This is a genomic window from Pseudomonas fluorescens (genome assembly GCF_003732425.1).
Classification (GTDB): Bacteria; Pseudomonadota; Gammaproteobacteria; order Pseudomonadales; family Pseudomonadaceae; genus Aquipseudomonas; species Aquipseudomonas fluorescens_BE.
Map to the genome: position 1 here is coordinate 494004 of NZ_MOBX01000003.1, position 26630 is coordinate 520633.

23 protein-coding genes are annotated in these 26630 nt (G+C 61.3%); 7 read left to right on the forward strand and 16 right to left on the reverse strand.

The annotated features are described in order from the left end of the window. Positions 1-189: 189 nt before the first annotated feature. Entirely contained in the window at positions 190-585 is a 396-nt protein-coding gene (locus tag BK670_RS05030) for a DUF4280 domain-containing protein (protein WP_025111444.1), read from the forward strand. A 134-nt stretch (positions 586-719) separates the two neighbouring features. On the opposite strand, the gene BK670_RS05035 is transcribed toward BK670_RS05030, so the two are convergent. From BK670_RS05035 to tssB, 11 genes are all read right to left on the reverse strand, one after another. Then, positions 720-1262, reverse strand: a complete 543-nt coding sequence (locus tag BK670_RS05035; RefSeq protein ID WP_123448859.1) for a toxin-antitoxin system YwqK family antitoxin — start codon at positions 1260-1262, stop codon at positions 720-722. 12 nt (positions 1263-1274) lie between these two features. Continuing rightward, positions 1275-3284, reverse strand: a complete 2010-nt coding sequence (locus BK670_RS05040; RefSeq protein ID WP_123448860.1) for a type VI secretion system Vgr family protein — start codon at positions 3282-3284, stop codon at positions 1275-1277. 21 nt (positions 3285-3305) lie between these two features. Then, positions 3306-4127 (reverse strand): hypothetical protein, encoded by an 822-nt coding sequence (locus tag BK670_RS05045; RefSeq protein ID WP_123448861.1) that lies wholly within the window; start codon positions 4125-4127, stop codon positions 3306-3308. A gap of 178 nt (positions 4128-4305) precedes the next feature. Next, positions 4306-4968 (reverse strand): hypothetical protein, encoded by a 663-nt coding sequence (locus BK670_RS05050; RefSeq protein WP_123448862.1) that lies wholly within the window; start codon positions 4966-4968, stop codon positions 4306-4308. Between the two features lie 77 nt (positions 4969-5045). After that, complete coding sequence (tssH, locus tag BK670_RS05055) at positions 5046-7586, reverse strand: type VI secretion system ATPase TssH (RefSeq protein WP_123448863.1); 2541 nt, start codon at positions 7584-7586, stop codon at positions 5046-5048. 1 nt (position 7587) lies between these two features. Next, positions 7588-8613, reverse strand: coding sequence for a type VI secretion system baseplate subunit TssG (gene tssG / locus BK670_RS05060; RefSeq protein ID WP_123448864.1), 1026 nt, complete (start codon positions 8611-8613; stop codon positions 7588-7590). Beyond that, positions 8577-10370 (reverse strand): type VI secretion system baseplate subunit TssF, encoded by a 1794-nt coding sequence (gene tssF / locus BK670_RS05065; RefSeq protein ID WP_123448865.1) that lies wholly within the window; start codon positions 10368-10370, stop codon positions 8577-8579. Before tssF ends, tssG begins: the two co-directional genes overlap by 37 nt. Next, positions 10354-10797 carry a type VI secretion system baseplate subunit TssE gene (tssE, locus tag BK670_RS05070; RefSeq protein ID WP_123448866.1) on the reverse strand — a complete coding sequence of 148 codons (444 nt, stop codon included), beginning with the start codon at positions 10795-10797 and terminating at the stop codon, positions 10354-10356. Before tssE ends, tssF begins: the two co-directional genes overlap by 17 nt. A gap of 15 nt (positions 10798-10812) precedes the next feature. Beyond that, the gene (locus BK670_RS05075; protein ID WP_123448867.1) at positions 10813-11307 is read right to left on the reverse strand and encodes an Hcp family type VI secretion system effector; all 495 of its coding nucleotides are present in this window, start codon (positions 11305-11307) and stop codon (positions 10813-10815) included. A gap of 165 nt (positions 11308-11472) precedes the next feature. Then, positions 11473-12957, reverse strand: coding sequence for a type VI secretion system contractile sheath large subunit (gene tssC, locus BK670_RS05080; RefSeq protein ID WP_123448868.1), 1485 nt, complete (start codon positions 12955-12957; stop codon positions 11473-11475). Positions 12958-12986: 29 nt separating this feature from the next. Further along, the gene (gene tssB, locus BK670_RS05085) at positions 12987-13529 is read right to left on the reverse strand and encodes a type VI secretion system contractile sheath small subunit (protein WP_102357186.1); all 543 of its coding nucleotides are present in this window, start codon (positions 13527-13529) and stop codon (positions 12987-12989) included. A gap of 226 nt (positions 13530-13755) precedes the next feature. On the opposite strand from tssB, the gene BK670_RS05090 reads away from it, so the two are divergent. Genes BK670_RS05090 through tssA form a run of 5 tightly spaced genes read left to right on the forward strand, consistent with a single transcriptional unit; the run spans position 13756 to position 21263 of the window. Next, positions 13756-14202, forward strand: a complete 447-nt coding sequence (locus tag BK670_RS05090) for a type VI secretion protein (RefSeq protein WP_123448869.1) — start codon at positions 13756-13758, stop codon at positions 14200-14202. 46 nt (positions 14203-14248) lie between these two features. Beyond that, entirely contained in the window at positions 14249-15580 is a 1332-nt protein-coding gene (gene tssK, locus BK670_RS05095) for a type VI secretion system baseplate subunit TssK (protein WP_123448870.1), read from the forward strand. Between the two features lie 18 nt (positions 15581-15598). After that, positions 15599-16363, forward strand: a complete 765-nt coding sequence (locus BK670_RS05100; RefSeq protein ID WP_123448871.1) for a DotU/TssL family secretion system protein — start codon at positions 15599-15601, stop codon at positions 16361-16363. Continuing rightward, complete coding sequence (locus BK670_RS05105) at positions 16360-20184, forward strand: type VI secretion system protein (protein WP_123448872.1); 3825 nt, start codon at positions 16360-16362, stop codon at positions 20182-20184. Before BK670_RS05100 ends, BK670_RS05105 begins: the two co-directional genes overlap by 4 nt. Beyond that, entirely contained in the window at positions 20181-21263 is a 1083-nt protein-coding gene (tssA, locus tag BK670_RS05110) for a type VI secretion system protein TssA (protein WP_123448873.1), read from the forward strand. The genes BK670_RS05105 and tssA overlap by 4 nt, the downstream gene beginning before the upstream one ends. Here the strand turns inward: tssA and BK670_RS05115 are convergent. The 5 genes from BK670_RS05115 to BK670_RS05135 all read right to left on the reverse strand — a co-directional run bounded on the left by BK670_RS05115 (position 21260) and on the right by BK670_RS05135 (position 24837). Further along, positions 21260-22228 (reverse strand): 2-hydroxyacid dehydrogenase, encoded by a 969-nt coding sequence (locus BK670_RS05115; protein WP_123448874.1) that lies wholly within the window; start codon positions 22226-22228, stop codon positions 21260-21262. The two genes, tssA and BK670_RS05115, sit on opposite strands and share 4 nt — an antisense overlap. Before the next feature lie 170 nt (positions 22229-22398). Next, on the reverse strand, positions 22399-22827 hold the full coding sequence (locus BK670_RS05120; RefSeq protein WP_123448875.1) for a hypothetical protein: 429 nt from the start codon (positions 22825-22827) through the stop codon (positions 22399-22401). A gap of 16 nt (positions 22828-22843) precedes the next feature. Beyond that, on the reverse strand, positions 22844-23341 hold the full coding sequence (locus BK670_RS05125) for a DUF4822 domain-containing protein (protein WP_123448876.1): 498 nt from the start codon (positions 23339-23341) through the stop codon (positions 22844-22846). 381 nt (positions 23342-23722) lie between these two features. Beyond that, positions 23723-24247: a cysteine hydrolase family protein gene (locus BK670_RS05130; RefSeq protein ID WP_123448877.1), complete on the reverse strand. Its 525-nt coding sequence runs from the start codon at positions 24245-24247 to the stop codon at positions 23723-23725. Between the two features lie 206 nt (positions 24248-24453). After that, on the reverse strand, positions 24454-24837 hold the full coding sequence (locus BK670_RS05135) for a tautomerase family protein (protein WP_123448878.1): 384 nt from the start codon (positions 24835-24837) through the stop codon (positions 24454-24456). A 349-nt stretch (positions 24838-25186) separates the two neighbouring features. Here BK670_RS05135 and BK670_RS05140 point away from each other — a divergent pair, with 349 nt between their 5' ends. Next, positions 25187-26467: an HAAAP family serine/threonine permease gene (locus BK670_RS05140; RefSeq protein ID WP_123448879.1), complete on the forward strand. Its 1281-nt coding sequence runs from the start codon at positions 25187-25189 to the stop codon at positions 26465-26467. Positions 26468-26630 lie beyond the last annotated feature (163 nt).

Consider the following 26630-nt stretch of genomic DNA (forward strand, 5'->3'; position numbering starts at 1 on the left):
CTTATCCCTTCTGCTTATTTTGGAGGCCAGACATCATTGGCTAATCTAATGGTGCGCCCGGATGGTCACAAGCGCGGGGCGGTCTTATAGGTTAGCGTGTTGCTGGATAATCACCTTTGGGAATGTGCGCGACGGGCCGCGGCAGACTAAGGTTTAGCGGGTATGCCGTGTCCAGCAAGGAGCTATGAAATGGGCTGTCCGCAAGTCTGTGCCAGCGCCACTTTGCAATGCAGTTTCGGCGCCGCCCCGGCGGTGCTCAACGTGTTGCCGGTCAACCGCACGCTGACCGGCGGGATGCCGGCGGCGAACATCATGGATCACATACCGCTGGTCAATATCCTGCCGTTCGGGGTGTGCATGAGCATGGCCAATCCGATGGTGGCGGCGGCGACGGCTGCGGCACTCGGCGTATTGACGCCGATGCCGTGCATACCGGCGACCGCCACGCCGTGGATTCCCGGCGGCGCGCCGACGTTGTTATTGGGCGGCATGCCGGCGATCGATGCCAACAGCACCTTGATGTGCAACTGGGCGGGGGTGATCAAGATCGTGATGCCGGGGCAGATGCAGATGCTGATTCCCTAAGTCCTGTGCTGCCGTGGCTGGCCTCTTCGCGAGCAGGCTCGCTCCCACATTCGACCGCATTCCATCTGAAGAAACACGATCAACTGTGGGAGCGGCCTGCTCGCGAAGGGGTCAGTGCTGCCAATAAAGAACCATCAGGCCTGCTGCGGATCCGCCCACCGCTGATACCACCAGCGCACCCGGGAAATCGGCTTGCCATCCGCCCCCAGCGGCCGCCCATCCTCGGCAAACCCTTGCTCAGGCTCCATCAACTGGCCGTTCAGATACCGTGCCTCTGCCGCCGGCTTGCCGTTGGGGTGAAAGCGTTGATAACGCCCCTCACGCACGCCATCGCGGTAAAACTCGGCCTCGGCCACCTGCCCATCGGCAAAGTAATTGAACGCCTCGCCATGCAACAACCCGCGCCGATACGTGGACTTGCGCTGCAACCAGCCCTCGGCTGAGTAGAAACTCGCGACCCCTTGCAGCTTGTCGTGCACGAACGGCATCTGCGCCGAGACCTTGCCGTTGGGGTGATAGAGCAGCGACATGCCCTGCAGTTCACCCTGGTGGTAATTCAGATCGGCCTGCCGGCGCCCGTCATCCTTGATCTGCAACGGGCCATCGAGCTGGCCGTCCTGCAGGCGGCCCTTGAGCTGTTTGTCATCCTGCTGCAAATCCAGCGGTGTGATTGCCATGTCTGCTCCCTGTCAGTTGACCTGTACCAGCCCGCCCTTGATGGTCAGCATGCCGCCGCCGTCCACGGTCTGCGAGGCCGCGCCCTTGTTGGTCAGGCTGATGCCAGCGTCGTTGGTCAGCGTCGTTCCGGCCTTGTTGTCCAGCGAAGTGCCGGCCTGATTGGTCATCGCGGTACCGGCCTTCTGCGTGATCGAGGTGCTGGCTGACGTCGCCAGGTCGGCACCGCTCTTGAGGGTGAAACTTCCGCCGCTTTGCAGGGTGAGGGTGCCGCTGACCTTGATCGTCAGGTTGCCGTCCACCGTCAGGCTGTAGTCGCCGGTGACCTTGTCGGTGTAGTTGCCGCCAGTGCTGTGGTTCTGATCGGCGCCGACTTTTACCGTGCGGCTGTCCTTCACATCGAGGCTGTCGCTACCGGTCTGAATCGTCACGCTGCGTTTGCCCTTTTCCAGGGTCACCGTCTCGTCGCCGTCCTTTACCGTACGCGTACGGGCGTTCTGCACAGTGAGGGTTTCGTCGTGGCCGACGGTGGCGGTGGTGTCGTTGAGTACGTTGATTTTCAGGTCTTTCTGCGCCTGCAGAAACACCTCTTCAGCGTCCTTCTTGTCCTCGAAGCGCAGCTCGTTGAAACCGCCGCCACCCTTGGACGATTGAGTCTTGATCCCTGATTGGGTCTGATTGGCCGGCAGTGCGTAGGGCAGCGCGTTGTCGCCGTTGTACACGCAGCCGGTCACCAGTGGCCGATCCGGGTCGCCGTCGATAAAGGTCACGATAACTTCCTGGCCGATACGCGGCACGAACTGCATGCCGAAACCCTTGCCACTCCACGGCAACACCACGCGCACCCAGCAGGAGCTGGTTTCATCGTTCTTGCCGTCGCGATCCCAAGGGAACTGCAACTTGATCCGCCCGTACTCGTCGGTCCAGATTTCTTCGCCGGACTTACCGACGACGATGGCAGTCTGCGGATGCATGCGCGGTTTCGGTGTGCTGCGTTGTGGGCGAAATGGTGTGGCTTTGGGGATCGCCTCAAAGCGGTTGCGATAGCTGTCATGACCGGCGTCATGGGTCACCCGCGTTACTACCCAGTCGATATTCAGACTCGCGTCGTCATGCCCCTCGAGGGTGAACCAGTGCCCCGGAATCAGCCAGCGGCAGTCGCTTTCGCCGACAAACCGCTTCTCCTCGCTGCGCAAACCGTCGACGCGTTGCTTGGTCAACGTATCGCCGCGGGCCTTGGCGTTGTAGCCGCCCGGATGCTCATAGATCGAACGCGGCCCGGCCACCGCTTCGGCCTGACCATAAAGTGATGTGGTCGGCGTGGTGAACTCATAATCCGTCGCCCGATACACACCTGCTACTGCCTGCAAACACAGCTGCCCGGAACGGATCCCGTGCAGCTCTCGCTCGCCCAGCCCTTGGCCCAGATACTTGACCTTCGGTCCGTTGGGGATCTGCACGAACGCATCGTTGCTATCACCCAGCACGAGCGTGTGCTTGCCATCGTCATGGGTGAAAAACCAGAAAATGCCTTCCTCTTCCAGCAGTCGCGAGACGAAGGCGAAATCGGTTTCGCCGTATTGCACGCAGTACTCGCGCGGGGTGTAGCTGCCGGTCAGGGAGAGTTTGAAATCGCTGAAACCGTGAGCGTTGAAAATGGTGGTCACGATGTCGGAGGTGGCGAGGTTCTGGAAGACGCGGTTGTTGCTGGCCAGGGTCAGCCACCAGAGCCACGGGCGCAGGATCAGTTGATAGCGCTCGGCGGTGGCGTCGGCGGGGAGCTGGCGGATTTCGGCGACCAATGCGTCGAACGGGCGCAGTTGCGCGTCGTTGTGAAAAGTCGTGGTGACGTGGCTGGCGACGGCACTGGTCAGGGTGAGCGCGGCGCCGTCGTTGAGACCGTTGAGGGTGTGCGCGCTCAGCGTGTTGAGCGCTTCGTCGCCGGACAGCGACTCAGGGTAAAGCGCCGCCAGCGCGGTGGCGGTGAGCGAGAGGGTGGTGTTGCTATCAGTCGATCGCGGCATGGCCAGAACTCAAGGAAACGGTTACTTGGTGATTTGAAAAACCCTGTCCGTCGGCGCCACCAGGTAGGTGTTATCAAGGTTGGCCTGCAAGGTGAGGTTGCCAAAACACCCTTCACATTTGGGGGCGGTCACGCTGGTACCGGCACTCGAAACGTATTTGGCTTTCAGTGGGAAACTCAGGAACGCACCTATCTGATTGTGGCCGTGTAGTTCACAGTAGGTGGCATTGCAGATGTAAGACGCCTTCGGGCTGGAGGAAGCGACAGCGACCGCTACTGGCGCTACATAGCGATCACTTGAAGCGAGGACGGCGAAGCAGGAACCCTTACCGTCTTCTCCGGCATTCCTGTCGAAACTGAATTGCAGAGCGCTCTTGAAATCATCGATCGTGATCCAGTGATCCATGGCTAACATGACGCCGGCTACCGCACCTTTGTAATTGATCCGGTAGTTGCTGATCGCTGCATTGTTTTTTTTCGTCAGTCGGTCGCCTTTGAATCCGAATTGCAGTTGCCATTGGCACAGGTGTTCAATGCTGGAAATGACGTCTGCACCGGGCGCGGTACCGCTCCATATCACCGATTTGACATTAAAATTGACCGCTTTGGCTTGCAGATCCAGGCGATAGCTCTGCTCTTCTTTGGCGTCATCGTAAATTCTTCCTTCCCAATTGACGTAGACCTGCTGGGGGCCCGTACCGTGAAAGCGCAGCCGCTGTCCGTCCACGACGAAGTTGCCGCACTCGCCGATCCTTTCGCACATATCCATCGCTGTTTTCTTGTCGCTGGAGCTGGGGAAGCGAAAAAAATCACCGGCGTCGTATTCGCCTAAGTAGACAGGCATGCATGCTCTCCTTGAACGTGATAACCCGACAGGGTGTGGCTGTCTCGCGACAGATTATTCAAAAAATAAAAAGTGACAGGTGGTTTAGCCAAAAAAGGGGATGGATTTATTTGTTCGGTAAACGCTAAAAACCGGAAAAAAATCTATTCCCTTTGATTGTCGTTCGCTTTACCAGGCGTCAATCCAGAAATGTTCCCAGTAAAGGCTCGTTCTTGTTAAGCCACGTGTAGTCAGATCCCCACATCAATACGGTACAGCGGTAAACCGACCAGCCGGCATCGGTTTTTACCGAGACAACCGTGTGCTCAAACCAGGTCTTCACAAACTTGGAAATGTCCTTCTCGCCTTCCTCGGCAGCCTTTTTGGCTTTGACGATAAACGCGTTGAGGTCGGTTGAGTCGCTTCCGGAAAAGTGTTCATTTGAGCGGCGAAACTTGGGGAGGGGCTCAACACCTTCAGGTAACGGATTGGGCATGTGTTTACCGTCGGCATCATGAAAGAAGCGGTTGCCAGTTGCCGTTTCATGAACGGACAGCGCACAACCGTTCATTGAACAAGTCACAACCAGCGTGCCTGTGTCCTGACCTTTTGGGATCTCGATAGAACCTGCGTCAAAGCTTTTATAGGGGATATACCAATCGATGCCCGTCTCCGTGACGTTCAATTGCAATACACTTTTATTGCTCGTCGGGACAGGTGAAACATTGCAGTTCGGGGTGGCGGAACTGCCTCGCACAATCAGGGCATGGCTGCCGAAAAAGGCTTCAGGGTTTGTGCGCAGCAGTGACAGCAATGCTTCAGGCTGATTGGCCTTTTTTGAGCTTGATGAGGTATTGCCCATGGTTGAACGCCTTTTGAATAAGTAAGCAGCGAATGACGAATGGCTCGGCCCGTTTTATTCCTTGCAAATGAATGGTGCTATTCCAACACCCACTCCGCTAACTTCCCCGTCACCTGTGTCATCAACACATTCTCGACATCCCGCGCTCCCGCCGCGCTGCATTTGGCGAGCACCGCTTTGACGATTCCGGCATCAAACTCGAACTGCTTGCCGGTCGCAGCCTTGTAGCGGCCACGCAATTTCTCCAGCTTGGCCAGCACAATCCCTTCCAGCGTCGCTTCATCCAGCGGCCGATACGCAACCACCGTCATGCGCGCCAGAAACGCCGGGCGGAAAGCTTGTAGCAGGACTTTGTGCAGCGCCTCGTTGAAGGCTTCCGAGCCGAGTTGCGCCACGGGAGTGTCGAGCAACAGTTCAGCACCGACGTTGCTGGTGGCAAGCATCACGGTGTTCTTGAAGTCCACCACCAGCCCGGTGCCGTCCTCCATCAAGCCTTTGTCGAACACGTTGTAAAACGCTTCCAGCACATCCGGGTGCGCCTTCTCGATTTCATCCAGCAACACCACCGAATACGGTTTGCGCCGCACCGCTTCGGTCAGCACGCCGCCGCTGCCATAGCCGACATAACCGGGCGGCGCGCCTTTGAGTTGGCTGACGGTGTGGGCCTCCTGGTATTCGGAGAGGTTGATGCTGATCAGGTTGCGTTCGCCGCCGTACAACGCATCGGCCAAGGCGTAAGCGGTTTCGGTTTTACCGACCCCCGTGGGGCCGACCAGCAGAAACACGCCGACCGGTTTTTGCGGATCGGTGAGCCCGGCGCGATAGGCCTGCAAGCGTTGCGCGATGGTGTTGAGCGCGGTGCTCTGCCCCATGACGCGTTGACCCATGCGGGTGCCGAGGGTGCGAACGGCATGGGCTTCGTCGGCGAGCATTTTGCCGACGGGGATGCCGGTCCATCCGGCAATGACGGCAGCGACGGTTTTCGCGTCGACCTGTTCGGGCACCAGCGGGTCATCCTGGCGGATCGCATCGAGTCCGGCTTCCAGGCGCAGCAGCTCGGCGGCCAAATGGTCGATGCGGCTGTCAGTGGCTTCGTCAGGTTTGTCGCTGTCGGCGCGCTCGCTCAAGTCGAGCAGTTCGCGGCGGGTGTCGAGCAGCTCGCGCACCGCTACGCGTTCTTCGCTCCAACGGGTTTCCAGTTCGCGAATGGCTTGCACGTTGCTGGAGGATTCGCTTTCCAGCAGGGTGATACGTTCGCGATGATCCAGCCCCGTGGCTTGCTCACGCCGCAAACGCTCGACTTCATCCTTGAGGCTGTTCTGCCGGTGGCGCAGGCTTTCCAGCGGCGGTGGCACGTCGTGCTGGCCGAGGGCGACCCGGGCGCAAGCGGTGTCGAGGACGCTGATGGCTTTGTCGGGTAACTGGCGGCCAGAGATGTAGCGGTGCGAGAGTTTCACCGCTTCATGAATTGCGGCATCAAGCACTTGCACGCCGTGGTGTTGCTCCAGTTTTGCCGCCACGCCACGGAGCATTTCCACGGCGGTGATTTCGTCCGGCTCCTCAACTTGCACCAGTTGAAAACGACGGGCGAGGGCCGGGTCTTTTTCGAAATATTTTTTGTACTCCATCCACGTGGTCGCGGCGAGGGTGCGCAGTTCGCCACGGGCCAGCGCCGGTTTGAGCAGGTTGGCCGCATCGCTGCCGCCCTCGGCGCCACCCGCACCGATCAGGGTGTGGGCTTCGTCGATGAACAGGATGATTGGCTTGTCGGCACTGCGCACCGCGTCGATCACGCCTTTGAGGCGTTGTTCGAATTCGCCTTTGACCCCGGCACCGGCCTGTAACAGACCCAGATCGAGCACGCGCAGACTGACTTGCTGCAACGACGGCGGCACGTCCCCGGCGGCGATGCGCAGGGCCAGGCCTTCGACCACGGCGGTTTTGCCGACACCCGGAGCGCCGACCAGAATCGGATTGTTCTGCCGGCGGCGAAGCAGGATGTCGATGCACTGGCGGATCTCGCCGTCGCGCCCCACGATCGGATCAATGCGTCCAGCGTGGGCATCGGCCGTCAGGTCCTGGGTGTATTGATCGAGCACCGAGTCCTGCCGTGGCACGGGGTTCCCCACTGACGCGGAACGTGGGCCGACATGCTCGCGAGAGTTTTCCGTCCACTCCAGCAGGTTCGCGCGCAGGGCCTCCTTGGGAATCCGCAGCAACGATGACGCACTGTTGAGCAGCAGACTGCGGCGCTCGTCGCGATCGATCAACGCGAGCAATAAAAGCCCGGAGCGAATGCTGTCCAGCCCCAGCACACTGGCCTGCACCACCGTATCTTCCAGCAACCCCAGCGTGTGCGAGGACAACGCCGGCGTGCGCGTACTGCCAGCCTTGAACAGGTCCAGCGCCTTATTGATTTCCGCCGTCAGTGCATCGCGCTCCAGACCGAAGCGCGGCAGCAGAAAGGCAAAATCGCCCCCCTCGATGTCGAGCAGTTCCAGCAGCAGATGTTCGATCTCGACAAAGTGATGCCCACGCTGCAGACAGCGCTGGGCGGCGCGTTCGAGGGCGCGGCGGTTGTCCGGGTTGAGGCGTCCGATCAGGCTGGCGAGTTCCATGTCAGGTGATCTCCAGCTGACGAAGACGGGTTTCGATGCGCTGCACGGCAAGGCTGGCCTGACGCTGCAAACCTCCGTTCCAACTGAGCAGGGCCGGCGTCTGACGCCCGAGTTTCATTGGCCCGGCGCCGCGTATCAGCAGTACCAGCGTGACGTCCAGATCCGGGCCGAAGTACAACGCCGCGAGGCTGGCCAATGCCGGGTGAGCCTCGCCGTCCGGCAGAAAACCCGCAGCCTGCGTCGATAGCAGCGGGCCGAGGGTCAGGCGAATGCCAGCGTGCTCATCCCACACCCGAGTGCCCGCCACGGCGCTGCGACCCAGTTGCAGGTTGCGCCCGCCGGGCTTGATCACGCTGCGACTGGCCGCCGGGATTTCGCGCCAGGCGCCTTCATAGGCACTCAGTTCCACCGGCACGGCGAACTGCTCACGGACAATCGCCGCGAACCCGGCCAGTGAGCGCCGGCCATCGGCGAACAACGCGGTACAGGCCAGCACCGCGCAATCGGGAATCGCCTGGCGCTCCTGCAAGGCCTTGGGCAACAGGCCGGTAAGGGCGCGCAATTGCGCCTGCACCGGCGACGCCCCGGGCGTGACAAAACCCAACGCGACCCGGTGTTTGCGCATCACCTTGTAGAGCAGGCTGAGCAGGCGATGCTGGAACAGATCGAGGAACGCGGCCGGTGCGTGATCCTTGGCTCGTGCCCGTTGTTGCAGCCATTCCTGATAGGCGTAGGGCAGCGGGCCGTCCGGGCCGCCGAGGCCGAACATCGGTGTGTCGAGGGTCAGCGGCTGGCCGGGTTCTTCGTGCAGGTTTTCGATCTGGCTGGTGGGGAACAGCGGCGTCAGCGGCCCGCGCAATTTCAGCGCTTCGGCCTGGGGCGAGGTGCCGCTGCCCAGGGATTCGGCCTGCGGTTGCTCGCGCTCGAGTAGCAGCAACGCCTGCAGCCATTCGAACGCCTGCGGATCGCGGCGCAGTCGTTGGCTCAGGCTCAGAGCGACAGGGGCTTGCCGGCTTGGGGTTGCCATGCCTTGACCTCCTTGTCGGCCTGCATCAACACCGTGCGCACAAAGCGATTGGCCGTGGCGTACACCGAAAAGAACTGTGCCAGCACTGCAGAAAACAACACCGCGCTGCTGCCGACGAAGTGTTGTGGATCAAGCTGCAACTGCACCTCCAGGCCATTGCGCCAACCGCGCCAGGCGTCGGCGCCGACATGGCCGATCACCCGTTCGCAACCCAGGCTCAACAGCCCCTCGATCTGCCTTAAGGCGCTGGCCTCGTCGCGCAGGTTGTGCAGGTGCAGAATCTCTTTCAAGGCGTCGAGTGCCTGCGGGCCTTCGACCAGCGACAAATGATTGAGGGTCAGTTGCGACACCAGCCGCCAGCGCGAGTCACCGTCCAGGCGCGGCAGACTCTGTGGGCTCGGTGGATTGCGCAGCCGCGCCCAGGCCACCGGCCCGGGCCGTTCGAAACCCAGCGGCGTGCCGGCCAGCAGGCTTTGCGCCAAATGCCGATTGGTGCACAACAGTTCGGCGGTGAGGCTGTAGTCGGGCAGGTCGGTCTGCGGTTCGAAACGGGTGTCGACCACACTCACCAACAGGTCACTGCCGAGCCGGTTCGGGGTCATGCCGCTGACCCTGCGTGCGTGCCAGTAACGCTGTTGATCGCCGCCGCTGTGCTGGCTGCCGTAATACGCTGGCAGCCGCTGCACCCCGGCGCTGGAACTGGCGCGCATGGCGCGAATGCTGTGGATCTCGACGCTGTTCTCGCGGTGGCTGTCGGCGATCAGCCGGTACTCGCTGCGGGTGCCATCCGGGCGCAACGGTTCGGAGGTGCGCGGAAACAGGTTGATCGCCGGAGCGCAGCCGAGGGCGATGTCACTGGCTTGCAAATGCAGACGGCTGGCCGGGGCGCGGTCGAAAACGATGTATAGGTACAGCGTCTGGCTGTCGCTGGAAACGCCGCTCAGCGGCAGATCAAAGAAATGAAATTTGTCCGGGAAGGCAAAGTATTCCGCCAGCAGACGCATGCCCGGGTGCACGCCGTCCTCATCGGGCAGCAGCACTTCGTCATCGCTGAAACCGACGATCTTCGGCAAGCCTTTTACCGGCGTCGGAATACGCCCGGGCGAGCCGGCCAGTACCTGCACGGCATGGGCGCCGAGCAGGTCATACAGACCGGCGTTGATCACCGGCGATGCGGCCAGATGAATACGCAGTTGCTCGATGCCAAGCGCTGCCCATTGGCTCTCACCGAGGCAACGCAGGCTCAGGCGCAATGCCGAACGCGATTGCGCCACACCGGTCAGCGCCTGCGCCTCATCGCTGCCGAGCAGCAACGCTTCGCTGACCTCGATCGGCCACAAATGCACGGCGGCCGAGGTGCGAAAGTGAATGCTCTCACCCTTGCTGGTGGTGACAAAAAGCGGTGTGTCGGGGGGCAGTGGATAGCCGCCGTCGAGGTTGCCTTTGCCTGGGTCGGGCTCGAACTGGACGATGGCGCAGGACGGCAGCGGCCGCACCGCCAGCGGATAAAGTTGTTCGAGCAAGGCGTCGCTGAATTCGGCGTAGTCGTCATCGAGTCTGCGTTGCAGGCGTGCGGCGAGCAGGGCAAAGCCTTCGAGCAAGCGTTCGACGTGCGGATCCGGGCACTCGCCGGGTGACAGTTCCAGGCGTCGCGCGACCTTGGGATAGCGCTCGGCAAATTGGCTGCCGGCATGGCGCAGCCAGGTCAGTTCGCGCTGGTAGTAGTCGAGCAGTTGCGGGTCAATCGAGTCGCTCATGGCGTACCTCCAGCCCTTCGCCGCCGGGCTCGATGACAAACGCCACCGGCCAATACTGCAGGCCGCTGCGCAACTCGCCGACGAGGCGGATGCTCAGGCGTTGGGGCTGGTCGGGCAGGGGATTGACCTGAACTTCCGCCAGTTTCAGGCGCGGTTCGAAATGGCTGATGGCTTCGCGGATATCCCGCGCCAGTCGACGACGGTCATCGCTGCGCTGTTGTTGCAGAGCGCTCCAGTCCGCGATGCCGTAATCGATCACGCTGGGTGGCGCAGTCAACGTGCGCGGGCCACGGCGGGTGTTGAACAGGCGCCCGAGCTCGGCGTGCACCGAGTCGAGCAGATCCTGCCGACTGAATTCCCGCGCGCCCTCGGCCTCGCTGGACGCGAGGCGTTCGAACAGCGGCGGGAGAATGCCGGTGCCGGCCATGGCTTAGGCGTCCGCTCAGGCTGACTTGTTGGCAGCCATGTCCCAGGTCGAGGCGGCCGTACCTTCCTTGGTGCCGTCGTCTTTCTGTGCGGTGAGTTCCCATTTGATCTTGGTGAAGTTCAGGGAAATGGTTTCCACCGGTTTGCCGCCGGTGCCACCGCTGACACTGACGTTCGACAGCACCACGTTGGTCAGGGTGTAGATGATGAATGGCATCAGTTGCCCGCTGCCCTCGGCGGCGTTGCGGCCGATGGTGATCTTGGCTTCGGGGATCGGTTTACCGGCGCAGCAGTAGCCGTTGAGCGACGGCGTGGAGCTGTCGACGAACTTGGTCAGGGTGAACTCGCCGATGTGCGGCTTGCCGGAGGTGCGCTCCGAGTTGCTGACGTCGTTGGTCACCTGCATCGCCACGTTGTGGCTGTAGGACATGACTTCGATCTTGTCCGTGTAACCTTCGAGCAGGCTGTCACCTTTGATGTCGCCGCCGAGGTCGAGAATGATTGCATCCATCGCTTGAAACTCCTGAAGAAATTCACAAATAGACTGAGCTCAGAACCTGTGGCGAGGGCGCTTGCCTCCCGCTGGCTTGCGTAGCAGGCCTCGCTTCTCAAAAAGCGCGGGCCGCTTCGCAGCCCAGCGGGAGCAAGCGCCCACGCCACAGAGGTTTCATTAACTTCAAGCCGCTACCGGTGGCGGCAACGTCGCCACCAGGCGGATTGATGCCGTCAGTTCCTCAAGCTGGAAATGCGGCCGCAAAAACACCGTCGCCTTATAGGCGCCCGGTTTGCCGGCCACTTCGGTGACGTCCACTCGCGCCTCACGCAACGGGTACTGCGCCTTGATTTCCTGCGGCGCGTTGTCGTTGATCAGCACGTAGTCGGCGATCCAGTTGTTGAGGTAACTCTGCACGTTGTCGCGGGTCATGAAGCTGCCGACCTTGTCGCGCATGATCACCTTCAGGTAATGGGCGAAACGCGAAGCGGCGAGCACGTACGGCAACATTGCCGAGATCCGCGCGTTGGCGTTGGCCTCGTTGGTGTTGTAGACCTTGGACTTGTTGGTGGTCTGGCCGCCGAAGAACACCGCGATGTCGCTGTTCTTCTTGTGGCACAGGGCGATGAAGCCGAGATCGTTGAGCTCTTTTTCGCGGCGGTCGGTGATCGCCACTTCGGTCGGGCACTTGAGCGACAAGTCACCGGAGCTGGTGCGGAAGGTGTGCGCCGGCAGGCCTTCAACCGCGCCGCCGCCTTCAGCACCACGGATCGCCGCGCACCAGCCGTACTTGGCAAAGGCTTCGGTGATGCGTTGCGACAGCGCCCACGCGGCGTTGCCCCACAGGTATTTGCTGTGGTCGGTGCCGTTGACGTCTTCAACGTAATTGATGCCCTCGACCGGCGAGGTTTCCGGGCCATATGGCAGGCGCAGCAGGAAGTGCGGCAGCACCAGCGACACGTAGCGCGAGTCTTCGCTCTCGCGGAACGAACGCCACTTGATCAGCTCCTGGCTCTCGAAGACTTTCGACAAGTCACGCGGCACCGCGAGCTCGGTGAAGCTGTTCATGTCGAACAGACGCGGGCTGGCGGCGGCAATGAATGGCGCGTGCGCGGCGGCGGCGACGTTCGAGAGTTTCTCCAGCAGGCCGATGTCCTGCGGGTGCCGGCCGAAGGTGTAGTCACCCACCAGCAGGCTGAACGGGTGTCCGCCGAAAGTGCCGTATTCCTCTTCATAGATCTTTTTGAACAGCGCGCTCTGGTCGAATTCGACGGCTTTTTCCAGGTCGTTCTGCAGTTCTTTCTGGGTGACGTTGAGCAGGCGCAGCTTCAGGCGGGAGCTGGTTTCGGTGTTTTGCACCAGCATGTGCAGGCCGCGCCAGGACCCTTCGAGTTTCTGCAGGTCGGGATGGTGCAGTACTTCGTTGAGCTGGGCGCTGATCAGCTCGTCGATCTGGCTGATGCGATCGTTGATCATCGCCACAGTGTCCTTGTCGATGGCCATGCCTTCGTCAAGTACCTGGGTGGCGAACTCCGCGAGCATGTCGCGGGCGTAGTCCTGCTGACTGTCATCGTGGGCCATGCGGCCCTCGGCGATGATTCGGTCGAGCAGGGATAAAGTCTCGGCTGCAGCATTGTCGCTGGCTTGGTTCTGGGCGGCGGCGGGCATGGCGAATTCTCCCCTCGTTAAGTGGACGATCAGGCTTGCGGTTCGGCCGGGGCCTCGGCGTCAGCGGCCGGGGTAGCGGTGTCTGGGCGAGCCGACTTGATTTCCTGCAGGCCTTCGGTGTTGGCGATGACGTCGCGCAGCAGCTTGTCCAGGTCATCGTTGCCGTCGAGTTTGGTCAGCAGGTCGCGCAGGCGCTGGCGTGCCTCGAACAGGCGGCGCAACGGGGTGACTTGCTCCACCACCTTGACCGGGTCGAAGTCGTCGATGTGTTTGAAGTTGAGTTCGATGTTGAGCTTGCTGTCGTCGCCGCTGAGGGTGTTGTTGACCTGCAAGGTGGCGCGTGGACCGATCGAGGCGAGCACTTCGTTGAAGTTGTCGCGGTCGATTTCGGTAAAACGCCGTTCAGTCAGTTTTGCCAATGGTTCGAGCGGCTTGCCCGAGAGGTCGGCGAGGATCCCGACCACCAGCGGCAATTCTTTTTTCTCGATGGCATCGCCGATTTCGACGTCGTAGGTGATTTGCACTCGGGGCGGGCGAACCCGGTCGAGCTTGTGCTGAGTACTTTCTGCCATGGTGGCTGACTCCGATGCGAAGGCGGGCGCAATGCATCGGGGAGGCCCGTTCATCGCTTTCCCTTACTGGACCGTAGGTTAGAAAGGGTGGCAGATGACCTGTCGTTCCTTTGACAAACCTTCCTCATTCGGCTGTAGGAACCGAACTACCCAAGACGCTAGAACAGGTCTATAAAAAAGCAAGCAAAAACAATTTTCGACTTCCACGGAAAAAGGAAAATTCATTTTGTGCGGACGATTTTTTGTAGCGTTTTTGTTGGCGCTGCTGACGGGGTGTTCCCTGTTCGGGCCGAAAGTGGATCTCGACAGTCTGACCCTCGACGTCGCACCCAAGGCCAATGACGACACGCCGATTGCCGTGGATTTCATTGCGGTCAATGACCCGGACCTGCTCAAACAACTGTCGGGCATCAGTGCCAGTCAGTGGTTTGCCGAGCGCGAGCAGTACCAGCGCGACTATCGTCAGCTGATGAGTGTGTGGGGAGTGGAGCTGGTGCCGGGGCAATTCATCGACCGCCAACCGTTCCCGCTGGGGGGCAAGAAGGCCGCTGGACTTTTGGTCTTCGCCAGCTATAACACACCCGGAGCACACCGCTTGCGGCTGGATGATCAGAGCGAAGCGTGGCTCAGGTTCGACAGTCGCGAGATGAGCCTGGTCAGCAAGGAAAACTGAAACACACCGTCCGCCGCCGGTTCGCGGTGCAGTCGAAGGGAGTCGTATGAGTCTGCTACCTGACGCGGTCTGCTGGCACGAAGGCATGCAATTGCTGCCCCAGCATTTTCAGTTGCAGGGCCTGCGTGCCGAAGCCCTCGGCGCGCACCTGGCGCAAGCGTGCAACCCGTGGTTCTGGGGCGTCAACCACATGGACTTCGACCCTTCGGCGCTGAGCGGTGGAGTGGTGCGGCTGCTGTCGTTGCAGGGGACGATGCCCGACGGTTTGCCGGTGAATCTGCAAGCCGGCAGCGGGCCGATACTGGAGCTGGATGTCAGCGCGGCAATCAGCGCCACCGACGATGCCACTGTCACTGTGTACCTGGCGATCAGCCCGTTGTGGCGCGCCGGGCAACTGCTGCCGCTCAAGGGGCGTTTGCAGTCGGTGGTCGGCGAGGCGTTGCCGGATCTCACCAGCGGCGAGTTTCCCGAATCGATCACCGTGTGGCGGCCCAATCCGCGCCTGTGTACGCAGGCGAACAAGGCCGACTCGATCTGTCTGCCGCTGTTGAAAGTGCGCAAGGAAGGCGGCGGTTTCCTGCCATTGGCCTATACACCGCCGACGCCGGTGCTGTTGCCCGACGCGCCGTTGGGCCGGCGTGTCGCCGGTTTGTGCGCGCGGGCGCGGGAGAAATGCATGTTCCTCGGCGGGCGTCTGCGTCAGGCGCAACAGGCTGGCAATCAGGACGATGCGCTGGAGATTCGCCGGCAATTGACTGCGTTGTGGGCACGCCTGCCGGAAGTCGAGGGCGCACTCAACAGCCGCATCGCTCATCCGCAGAGTGTGTATGTGCAACTGCTGGGTCTGGCCGGCGCGTGGTCGGCACTCGATCCGCTGGCCGGGGTGCCGGCGTTCGCGCCACTGGATTTTCTCGAATTGCAGCGCGGTTACGACGCGGTGCTGGCGTGGCTGGAAACTACCCTCGAACTGATCCGCGCCGGTTATCGCAGCCTGCCATTCGAACGTGCTGAGCAGAGCTTCTCCATTCAGTTGCCCGATGAGCAACCGAGCCAGCGACTGGTGATCGGCCTGCGCATGCCCAACGGTGCCAGCGAGCAGGCCGCCGGTGACTGGCTGCGCGGCGCGATCATCGCTTCGGCGCCGCACATCGCCTTGCTCAGTCGTCAGCGCATGAGCGGTCTGACTCACCAGGCCATGAGCCGCAGCGAGCAGGTGGCGTACAGCGTCGGTGAGGACACGCGGCTGTTCGTGGTCACTGCCCAAGGGGCGTGGTTCGACGCGCAACTGCCGCTGATAATCGCCGCGCCCGCCGCGAAGCTGACCAGCAGTCCGTGGCAAGTGGTGCTGTTTGTCGCCCAGAACAGCGAAAGTGCCTGATCACACAAGGAACGCCGTATGTCGCAAGGAAGTGCCGCAAGCCTGGGGTTGCAGGACGCACCGCTGAGCAGCGCGTTCCGCCAGACCTGGCAGCAATGGCAAGTGGACTGGAGCCAGTTGCCCAAGGACAGCGAAGACGAAGCGGCGCTGGTCGACACTGTGGTCGAGTTGTCGACGCAGGCTTCGCAACGGTTGTGGCGCACAGCGTATTCGCGGGTCGGTGATTCGGCGACCGAACAGGTCAAGGCACTGGTTTACGCGTTTGTCGCACTGGTCGATGAAACGCTGCTGTTTACGCCCTGGCCCGGGCAGGCCGCGTGGCAGGACAAACCGCTGGAGTCGCGGCTGTACGCCAGTCGGCAGGCTGGTGAGCAACTGCCGGCGGCGATTCAGACTCTGCTCGACGAACAGCAACCCACCAGCCGCGATCTGGCCAACGTCTATCTGCAGTGCCTGATCCTCGGCTTCCACGGTCGCCTGCGCGGCGAACACAGCCAGGCGCAACTGGAGAAATGGCGCCTGGCGCTGTTCAACTTTGCCTGGCAGGACGATGCCAGTTACGCCGATGTCAGTCAGCGGCTGGTGCAGCCCTCACTGATCGCACCGTTGCAACTGCCGGTGCGCAGCGCATTGCCGGACGGTTTTCGGCTGGCGCTGGGCATTGTTGCGATGGTGTTGCTGCTGACCGGCCTCGGGCAGTTTTTCTGGCGTGACATTCGGTTGGAGCTTGAACCAGTGCTGCAAATCAGCGATCCGGTGATCACGTCGGAGCAAGACTCATGAGCGTCCTGACGATTGTCGCGTGGGGGGGCGCGTTGCTGTTGCTGCTGGTGATCATTGCCGTGGCCGTATGGTGGTTGCGCACCCAGAGCGGCGCGGCAATTCGCAGTTTTTATGCTGCGGTGCGGCACATGGAGCAAGAGCAGGGCAGTCACGATCGTTATCAAATGCCTTGGCTGCTGTTGCTCGGCGATGAAGCCCAGGGCACGCAACTGGTCAGCGAGTGGCGTTTGCAGCCGACCGACAAACCGGCGTGGTTCGGTCGCTGGTGGTCCGATCCCGAAGGGGCGGTGCTGGTGGTGCCGCAGGCGTTGTTCCTGCCCGACGACGGCATGCACCTGCAGCGTGGCGGCTGGTGGCGTCTGCTCGGACTGATTTTGCGTCTGCGCAGCAAACGCCCGCTGGACGGAGTGGTCTGGACAGTGCCGGCCAGTCGCCTGGGGAATCTGGAGCAGGCCACCCAGCTCGGTCTGGCGGCGCGCCGACGTTTCATTGATCTGCTGCAACGTTTCGGCTTGAGTGTGCCGGTCTACGTGATCATCACCAGTCTTGAGGAATTGCCCGGGTTTCAGGAACTGATCAGCGCGCTGCCCGACGAGGCGCGCGAGCGCACCCTGGGCTGGTCGTCGCCTTACGCCCGCGACGCGGTGTGGCAGGGCCAGTGGAGTGATCAGGCGCTGGATCGCCTGCACCGCGCGGTGTCGGAAGCGGTGATCGAAATCGGCACCTTGTCCGGGCACTTGAGTGCTGATCTGTATGCCTTGCCGGAGCGTCTGGAGACATTGCGTCGCGGCTTGCAGAGCGTGCTCGAACCGGTGTTTCAGGGCAACGCCCAGGGTGAGGCGCCGTGTTTTCGTGGCGTGTATCTGACCGCCAATCAGCCGTCGGAAGATGCGCTGGACGGTTTTTCCGCTGACGACAGCGGCTTGCAGCGCAGTGCGTTCGCGCGCCCGTTGTGGCGCGAGCGCCTGGTGGGCGAACGCGGCCTGGCCCAGGGCGTGCCGCGTCTGCTGCGTTTGCGCCAGCGCTGGCAGCGGATCACCGCCGGTGTCGCGCTGGTGGTCGGGGTGGTGTGGGCGGTGGCGATGGTCTGGATCTGGCGCGACGCGGTGCGCGATGCTCATGAGCTGGCGCGGCTGATGCAGGGCGCGCAGAAGAGTTATGTCGCGGTCACCGACGAGGCGCACCGGATCGAGCCGACCCGGCGCAACGTGCAGAGCTTCTGGCGGGTGCTGGAAAAAGCCCCACACTGGCATTACGTGTCGCTGGTGTTTCCGACCTCGTGGTTTTCCTCTTTCGATACCCGGATCGAGCAGGAGCTGTTCCGCTCCACCCAGCGCCATATGCTGGTACCGCTGCACGACTTGCTGGTCGCGGAGCTGGCGAAAATCAAGGCGATCCGCAACACCGAGCGGCGCAACAGCGTGGAAAGCGAAGACCCGGCGCAGTGGCAGAACTATCAGAAAGCAACCGACCTGGTGGATCGCGCGCTGCGTCTGGAGCAACAAAACCAGCTGTTCGGTGAAGTACAGCATAACCAGCGGGTGCCGCTGGATGATCTGGTGCAACTGAGCAACAGCGCACTGTCACTGAACCTCAACGCCGCCACCTTGCCCCACGCCGCTTACTACAATCGGCTGCTGGCGGCGGGCGACAGCGGCGACTTGCAGGCGCTGGACCTGAGCGTGGACCGGCCGCTGATCGTCAGCAACTTCACCGGGCTGATGGAACACTGGCTCGATCAGTATTTTCTAGCCGACAACTTCGTCAGCAAGGCCGGTTACCTCAAGTTGCATCTGGAGCAATTGGAGGCGGGCAGCGGCAACAGCCTGAGCGAGCTGGAGGAGCTGCGCGCCCTGATTGACGATCTGCAGGCGGCCATTGCCCTGACCAACTCGACGTGGAGTCGCGGCAAGGGCCAGGAACTGGTGCCGGGCTATCGCGATTTCCTCGACAAGGTGCGCAAGAGTTCATTGCTCGGGCCGGCTGTCGAGCAGCAACTGGACCAGCAGGCGAGCAAGCTGCAACAGAGTTTTCGTGATCAATGGATCGCCCAGGTCGGTTCGCGCGGCAACCTGCTGGTGCAGCAGGGCAGTGGGCAATTGGCGTTGCAGGAACAAGTGGTCAAGCTTAACAACGCGGTGCAGGCGCTGTTCAAGCGCGACTTCGTGTCGGTTGCCATGCGCGCCAGCCAGGACAACGTCAACCTGCAAGGCCAGACCGTCGACGGCTACGACCTCAATACCTCGCTCAGCTATTTCGCCAGCTACAAGAGTTATGTCGCCGAAGAGTTGCCGCGCATCCCGCCGGTGTATCGCGAAGCCTTGCTGCAAGCCGCCGAAAGCGCCGCCGCTCAGGCGATGTGGCTGAGCCTCAAGGATCACAACGATCAGACTCACCCTTACGCCGTGTTCAACGTGCAGGCGGAACAGGCCATGGCCCTGCAGAAAGCCTTCGTCGAGGTGCATCGCAGCGATCTGGCGTCGCGCCTGCAAGGAGCGTTGAACCGGCGGGCACTGGCGCAGATCGTCAGCGGCCTGGAGGAAATCACCGCGCAACCGTTGTTCGGCGGTCGTACCGAAATCAGCCAGTGGGACGGCTCGAAAAACCTCGGTCTGCAACTGTACGGGGCCAGTGATGTGCAGGACCTGAAGCTGAGCCTCAAACAGCAATTCAACACCATGCTTGGCATCACCGAGCGGCGCACCTCGGCGTTGCAGTGGCTGATGACCCAGCAGGGCAATCTGTCGGCGCTGGATTACGAGCGGGTGACCCAGTTCAGTGCGCTCACCGACGAACTGCTCAAGTACAAGGACGCCAACCCCGCCAGTTCGCCCGCGCAGATCGAACAGCTGGTCAGCCGCGACTTTGTCGAGATGGACACCGGCACCTGCGTGCAGATGTTGCAGTCGGCCAACATCGCCGGTGGCCGTGGCACTCTGGCGATGCGCGCGGTGGAGTTGCAACAGAGCGCCATGCAGCGCTGCCAGTTCCTGCAACAGCAGCAGGCTGCGGCGGCGTGGAACGAGCTGGCGAGCTATTTTAATCAATACCTGGCGGACCGCTTTCCGTTTGCCAGCGGTGTGCAGGCGCAGGATGCCGACCCGGCGCGGGTCCAGCACTTTCTGGAAATCATCGACAAGCGTCTGGCGGTGGCGCAGGCCGGACTGGTCCTGAGCCAGACGCCGGAGCGGCTGGCCGCTGAAGATTTTCTCAATCGCCTGAAGCAGGCCAGCGTATGGCTGACGCCGCTGTTCGTGCGCGACAAGAGTGGCATCCTCGGGGTTGAGCTCGACGTGCGCTGGCGCACCGACCGCGAGGAAGAAAAAGGTGCCGATCAGGTGATTGCCTGGGGCCTGCTGGCGGGTAATCAGCAGATCAACTACCCCGGTGCCGAACAGCCGCACCTGCGCTGGATGGTTGGCCAGCCGATTCGCCTGACCCTGCGCTGGGCGCGTAACGGCAAGGAGCGCCCGGTCAACGATCCGCTGCAACCGAACCTGGTGGTGCGCGACATGGAAGCCGGTTGGGAGTACGGCGGCCCGTGGTCGTTACTGCGGCTGATGCGTGCGCACTTTTCCGTTCAGCGTCAGCCGAACCTCGATTACACCGACTTTCCGCTGGCGCTGCGCCTGCCGGTGACGGCGGCAACCGACAGCATCACCAGCGAGTTCACGCGGATGTTCGTGCGCCTGTCGCTGATGAGTCAGGGTTCGAAACTGCCGCTGGCGATTCCACCGCTGCCAACCCGTGCACCGCGTTCGCCGTATCAACTGACCGGCGCCACTGCGGCACTGGATGTGCGTAAAGAGGAGGGGCTGTGAGCCTGCCATCGACGACTTTGCCGGACTTGATCGATCAGTTACTGGCGCCCATCAGTGTCGAGCAACCCTGCGGGGTGGATTTGCGCTACGAGCGCGAGTACGACCAGTTGCGCGACCTGCGCCGCGAGGACGACACCAGCCTGCCGACCGGGGTCTGGCAGTCGGCAATCAAGCGGGCGGACTGGCCGCACGTGGAAGCGCTCACCACGACCCTGCTGCTGGAACGCAGCAAAGACCTGATGCTCGCCGCGTGGCTGGGCGAGGCGTGGCTGCATCTACAGGCACTGGACGGCTTGCCCGGCAGCCTCGCACTGATCGCTGGCCTGTGTGAGCGCTACCCCGAGCAAGTACACCCGCAAGCCGAGGACGGCGACCAGTCGTGGCGGGTGATTCCGCTGGAATGGCTGGTGCGCCGCTACACTGAAGTCCTGCTGACGCGGGTGCCGCTGTTCGGCGCGCACAACAGTGATTTTGAGGCCTACACCCTGGACGTCTGGCGCCGCTTGCAGGTGCAGCAGGTCAAGGTCAACGACAGCAAAAACGCCAAGACCTCGGCTGACTCCGCACGCAACGAACAGAAAAAACTCGGCGACCAGATCCGCGTCACGCCCATGGCGTTCTGGCTGCGCATGCAGGGCAACCTGCTGCTGAGTCTGCAACACCTGCAGCGGCTGGACGCCTGGAGCGATGCGTATCTGGGTGAGCAGGGGCCGGGATTTCGCCCGTTGCAGGAAACCATTCAAGCGTTGCTGACGCTGGTTCAGGAGTTCATTGCCATGCACCCACAACAGCCGGCACCGCCACCTGCGGTGGTTGAGGTCCCTGTCGCCTTGGAGCCAGTGGTTGCAGAGGCGCCGGCTGCGCAAGTGTTTCGCGAGCCGGCCAGTCGTGAAGAGGCTTACCGGCAATTGCTGCTGATCGCCGAATACCTGGCCCGCACCGAGCCCCACAGCCCCGTGCCGTATCTGATTCGTCGTGGTGTGGAGTGGGGCAATAAACCGTTGAGTGAATTACTCGGCGAGTTGATCTCGGCGGACGCCGAATCGCGGCGCTTGTGGACCTTGCTCGGGGTGCTTTAATGCACCCGCTGATTGCCCAGGCGCGGCGGCAGCGCAATCGGCGTCAGCACCGGCTCCCCGGAAAAGAACGCCACGAGGTTTTTCCCTACCAGTTCTACCGTGCCTTGGGTGGCTTCCGGTGACAGCCCCGCGACGTGCGGCGTAAGAATCACGTTGCTCAAGGTTTTCAGTGCATCCGGTACTTGCGGTTCGTGATCGAACACATCCAGCGCAGCACCGGCAATACGTCGTTGCTCAAGGGCGCTGATCAGGTCGGCGGTGGCGATCACGCTGGCCCGGGCGATATTGACGATGAAGCCTTTCGGGCCCAGTGCATCGAGCACCGGACGAGTCACCAGATGCTGGGTGCCGATCCCGCCCGGCGTGGCAACGATCAGAAAATCCGAGGCCCGCGCCAGTTCGGTCGGCGTCGAGCAGAACGCGTACGGCACATCGCTGCGCACCTGCCGGTTGTGGTAACTGATCTGCATGTCGAAACCGAGGTGGGCGCGTTTGGCAATCGCCAAGCCCACTGCGCCCAGTCCGAGAATCCCCATGCGTTTGTTGGCCAGCGACGGGCGCATGATTTTCGGCCATTCACCCCGGCGCACGGCGGCGTCGCAACGCGGAATGTCGCGCACCAGCGCCAGCAGCATCGCCATCGCGTGGTCGGCTACCGACGAGGCGTTGACCCCGGCGCCGTTGGTCACGGTGATCCCGCGATCGCTGGCCGCTTGCAAGTCGACCTGCTCATAGCCGGCACCGATCACGGTGATGATTTTCAGCGCGGGCAGGGCGGCGATCTCGTCGGCGGTCAGCCCCAGCGGACCACGGGTCAGCACCGCGTCAATGCGCGGGCCGTGGCTGGCGATGGCTTGGGCACGTTCGGTGGGTGTGGGGGCGAGGATCAGGTGAAAGCCTTGATGTTCGAGAATCGGCAAGTAGTCATTGATGGTTTCAACCAGTACCAGAACGGTTGCGGGCATTGCACGGCTCCTGTGATCGGCGGCGTCGAGGGCATCAAATGTGTTTCAGAGTGCTGATTCCGGGGCGGCTTGGCAATCGTTGGCATTCACGCGGTAGTGCATTGATTCTGGACGGCTTCGCGCAAGAAGCAAGGGCAGCAGCACACCGGCCATCCAGTGTGCTGCCATTATCATTGTGCCGCTTGGGCTTTGTTCTGTTCGGCCAGGGCAATCGGCTTGAAATCATAGGTGGGGTAGAACTCGGTTCTGTAGCTGCCCCATGCGGTGTTTTCCAGCGCGAGGTTGACCTCCGCCAGGCGGGAGGCCGGGAAACGTACGGTGACCACTTGGCCGATCCCCATCATGATGTTCCAGCTGACGACCTCGACTCCGGCAGGCGGGAAGGTTTTGTAAAAGCCCTGTTGCGCCAGTTGCGCCTTGAGTTCACTCAGAGGGCGAGACTGATCGTGCTTGAGGAATACCGTGAGCATGACGGCATTGTCCGGTGTGGCGACCGCGTTGTTCGCAGGCTTGGTCGCCGCTTGTGCACTGGCGCCCGCATTGTGCAGCGAGGCAATCAGGGCCGTGGACATCAACACTGTTTTAATTGTTTTTCGCATGTTTGACTCCAGATTGTTATTCGAGAGCGGACCGGGTGATTACCGTCCCGGTATAAGGCGCATGGACGACATGTATGCGCACTAAAGCGTTGTTCTCCACCATGTCCCTGGGCACTTCCCGGGAGTAGGTGAATTCGTTTTTATTCAGGGTTTCCAGTTTTCTGACAATTGTTTTAGTCGGTCCGACATCAGGTACGAGAACATGTTGTTTCTGATCGCCAGTCACAAAAAAGTAACCGCCACCGCCATGGTTGTATTTTGATTCTCCCGTGTCGGCATAAAAGAACTCATAGCGATTACGCTCGGGATCCCACGTGGATATACCCACTACACCGGGATAATTGGCCTTGACGTCTGTTTCAGGTGCGCCCTCGATATACACCTTGGTGGTCAACCATCGGGGCGAGGACGCCAACTCGCGCACGTCGGCATTAGCGGGTTTGGTTTGTGCCACGCTGGCCAGGGAGAAAAGCAACGTTGCGAGTAGCAAGTAGATGCTTGATTTCTTTTGCATGCGTCATCCTCTTTTTAATGTAAGAAAGGTGGCTTGCTATCAGTTGTTCCGGTTGAGTGCGGGAAAAATATAGGCCGAGGGTGGCGCGTTGTTCAATGGCGGGGTAGTTGTTTGTAACAAAACGGCGTTATTTTTTTTACTGGTAACGACCTTGTCGTGTTTGCATTAGTCGATATACGCTGTAGGGCTTTTCTGAAATATATAGAGGGTTTTTCTGGTTTTGCTTCTAAAGCAAGTTTTTGATTGGCTATCGTCCATGCCTCGTCTCGCTGGTCGCGGAAAATAATTAAACCGCTGTGTAGGAATAACTGATCCGGTTACATCTGTTTTGTTGACGCCGTCGCAACTAAGTGCAACGGCTTCCGCTCCGGGTAATTCTTGTCAGAAGGTGACTTCGGCACTGTTGATCAGCCGGGCGAAGGCGCCGCCGAGGGTCGCGTTGTGGTGGTCGATGATGGCTTGGGCGGGCAGTGCCGGGGTGTCCATGCAGGTATGGGCGTCAGCGACCAGCAGGGGTTTGAAGCCCTGATCGGCGGCGGCCCGGCACGTGCTGTCGATGCAGAACTGGCTTTTCATTCCAGCGAGGTAAAGATCCTCGATTCGCGCCGCTTTCAGCCGCTGCGCCAGTTCGGTGCCGTGGAAGGCATTGGGTCTGGATTTATCGAAGAGCGAATCGATTTGCGCGTCCAGTCCAAGTGCCGGCAGCAACTGCCAGAACGGACTGCCCGCGGCAATCGGTGAACCTTGCGGGCCGGTGTGGCGCACCGCGAAGATCGGCACTCGCTGCTGGCGAGCCAGCGCAATCAGGTGCTGGATGTTGGCCAGGATTTGCTCGCCGTTGTGCGGTTGTTCCGGGCCTTGGAACAGGCCGACCTGCATATCGATGATCAACAATGCTGCGGACATGGTTTTCTCCTTGAGTGCTACAACTGCCGCACGGACGGGAGAAACAACAAGGCCCCGTCCATTGCTGGCGGGGCCTTGGGTTTGCAGCGCTGGGATTTACCTCACCCGTACCACCACGACCCGCCGATGGCGGTCGTGGTGGTACGGGTGAGGTGCGGCGCGCGAAGGTTCATGCGGCCGATCTTGCTGCTGGTGCCAGCGCGCTGTCAACTGGCGTATTGAGCGATGCCGTTGCCGAATGACCAGTTCTCTCTTTTGACTTCCACCAGGTTGATGAACACGTCTTCCAGACGCACCGCCAGATGGCTGTTCAGGTTCTGCGCGATGGTCTGGTACAGAGCCTTTTTCTGTTCCAGCGTTCGGCCTTCATTGAGGGTGATCTGAATGATCACCAGCTGATCGCTGCGCTGAATGCCCAGGTACTGCGGATCAAAGATGAAATGCTCGTCGTCGTGTTCGGCGAGGATCTGGAAATTGTCGTGCTCTGGCACATTGATCGTCTTGCGCATGGCCGCGTAGATCTGCTCGCCGATGCGCTTGGCGAAGGTCGGATCGGCGTGTTTTTTGATTTCGACGCGAACGAGCGGCATGGCACGGCACTCCAGGGGGCAGGGGACTTCTCTCACGCTAGATCATTTGACTGGGATTGAAAGTCTTGGTGTTTGCCCGGGAGCCGTCGTTCTGAGCCTGTCTTGCGCCACCTGCGCAGCATTGAAACGTGTCAGAAAACGACGCGAGCCATGCTCATGACCGACGGATAATTTCCTGAAAGCGACAGCTCGCTCATCTGCTCCGCACAACCATTCCTCAGCTAAGTCTTTGCTTCTGCTCATTTATCGCGGAGAATCGCGCCCCTGTTTCGGCCGGAGCATGTCTGTCGGTTTTTTCCGACGCGTCCTGACCGAGTGGCAAGTGACCGGAATGCGGAGATCCGACCGGATGAATGATCAGGCCAATAGCGTCGACGAGCGCTATGAAGCGGCAGCACCAGCTGAACTCTCGAGCTGGAATCGCCATGACACCACGTGGATGTTGGGACTGTTCGGGACGGCCATTGGCGCCGGCACCCTGTTTTTGCCGATCAACGCGGGTCTGGGTGGCTTCTGGCCGCTGGTGATCCTCACGCTGCTGGCCTTCCCGATGACGTTCTTTGCTCACCGCGGCTTGACCCGCTTCGTGCTCTCCGGTCGCGAAGGCGCCGATATCACCGACGTGGTCGAGCAGCATTTCGGCATCAAGGCCGGTGCGCTGATCACTCTGCTGTACTTCTTCGCGATCTTCCCGATCCTGCTGATCTACAGCGTTGGCCTGACCAACACGGTCGCCAGCTTCCTCGAACACCAACTGCACATCATGCCGCCACCGCGTGCGGTGCTGTCATTCGTACTGATCCTCGGCCTGCTGGCCGTGGTGCGTTGCGGTGAGCAGGCGATCGTCAAGGCGATGAGCCTGATGGTGTATCCGTTTATCGTCGCGCTGTTGTTCCTCGCGGTGTACCTGATTCCGCACTGGAATGGCGGCATCCTCACCACTGCCACACAAGTGCCGGCGCCATCGGCGCTGCTACACACCCTGTGGCTGGCGATCCCGGTGATGGTGTTCTCGTTCAACCACTCGCCGATCATCTCGGCGTTCGCGGTGGACCAGAAGCGTCGTTACGGCGTCAATGCTGAGCAGCGCAGCTCGCAGATCCTCTGCCGTGCCCACCTGCTGATGGTGGTGATGGTGCTGTTCTTCGTCTTCAGTTGCGTGCTGACCCTGTCGCCGGCACAACTGGCTGAAGCCAAGGCGCAGAACCTGTCGATCCTGTCGTACCTGGCCAACCACTTCAGCAACCCGACCATTGCGTTTGCTGCGCCGTTGATTGCCTTTGTGGCGATTTCCAAGTCGTTCCTCGGTCACTACATTGGTGCCAGCGAAGGCCTCAAGGGCCTGATCGTCAAGAGCGGCAAGCGTCCCGGCGCCAAGGCGCTGGATCGCATTGTGGCGGCGTTCATGCTGGTCGTGTGCTGGATCGTTGCGACCCTGAACCCGAGCATTCTGGGCATGATCGAGACCATCGGTGGCCCGGTGATCGCGGCGATTCTGTTCCTGATGCCGATGTACGCGATTCGTAAAGTACCGGCGATGGCGCGTTATCGTGGTCAGGCGTCGAACGTGTTTGTCACCGCGGTAGGCCTGGTGTCCATCTCGGCGCTGGTTTACAAGCTGGCGATGTAAAGCACGGTCTAGCGACCGCAACTGAAAAAGCCGCTGCACGCGATGTGTGCAGCGGCTTTTTTTCGTCTGTCTGGCGACCATCAGAGGAGATGTCGCCTGACATGCCGCCATCGCTGGCTTGCCAGCAATGAGGCCAGAGCAGGCATCAACCATTCAACAGGCA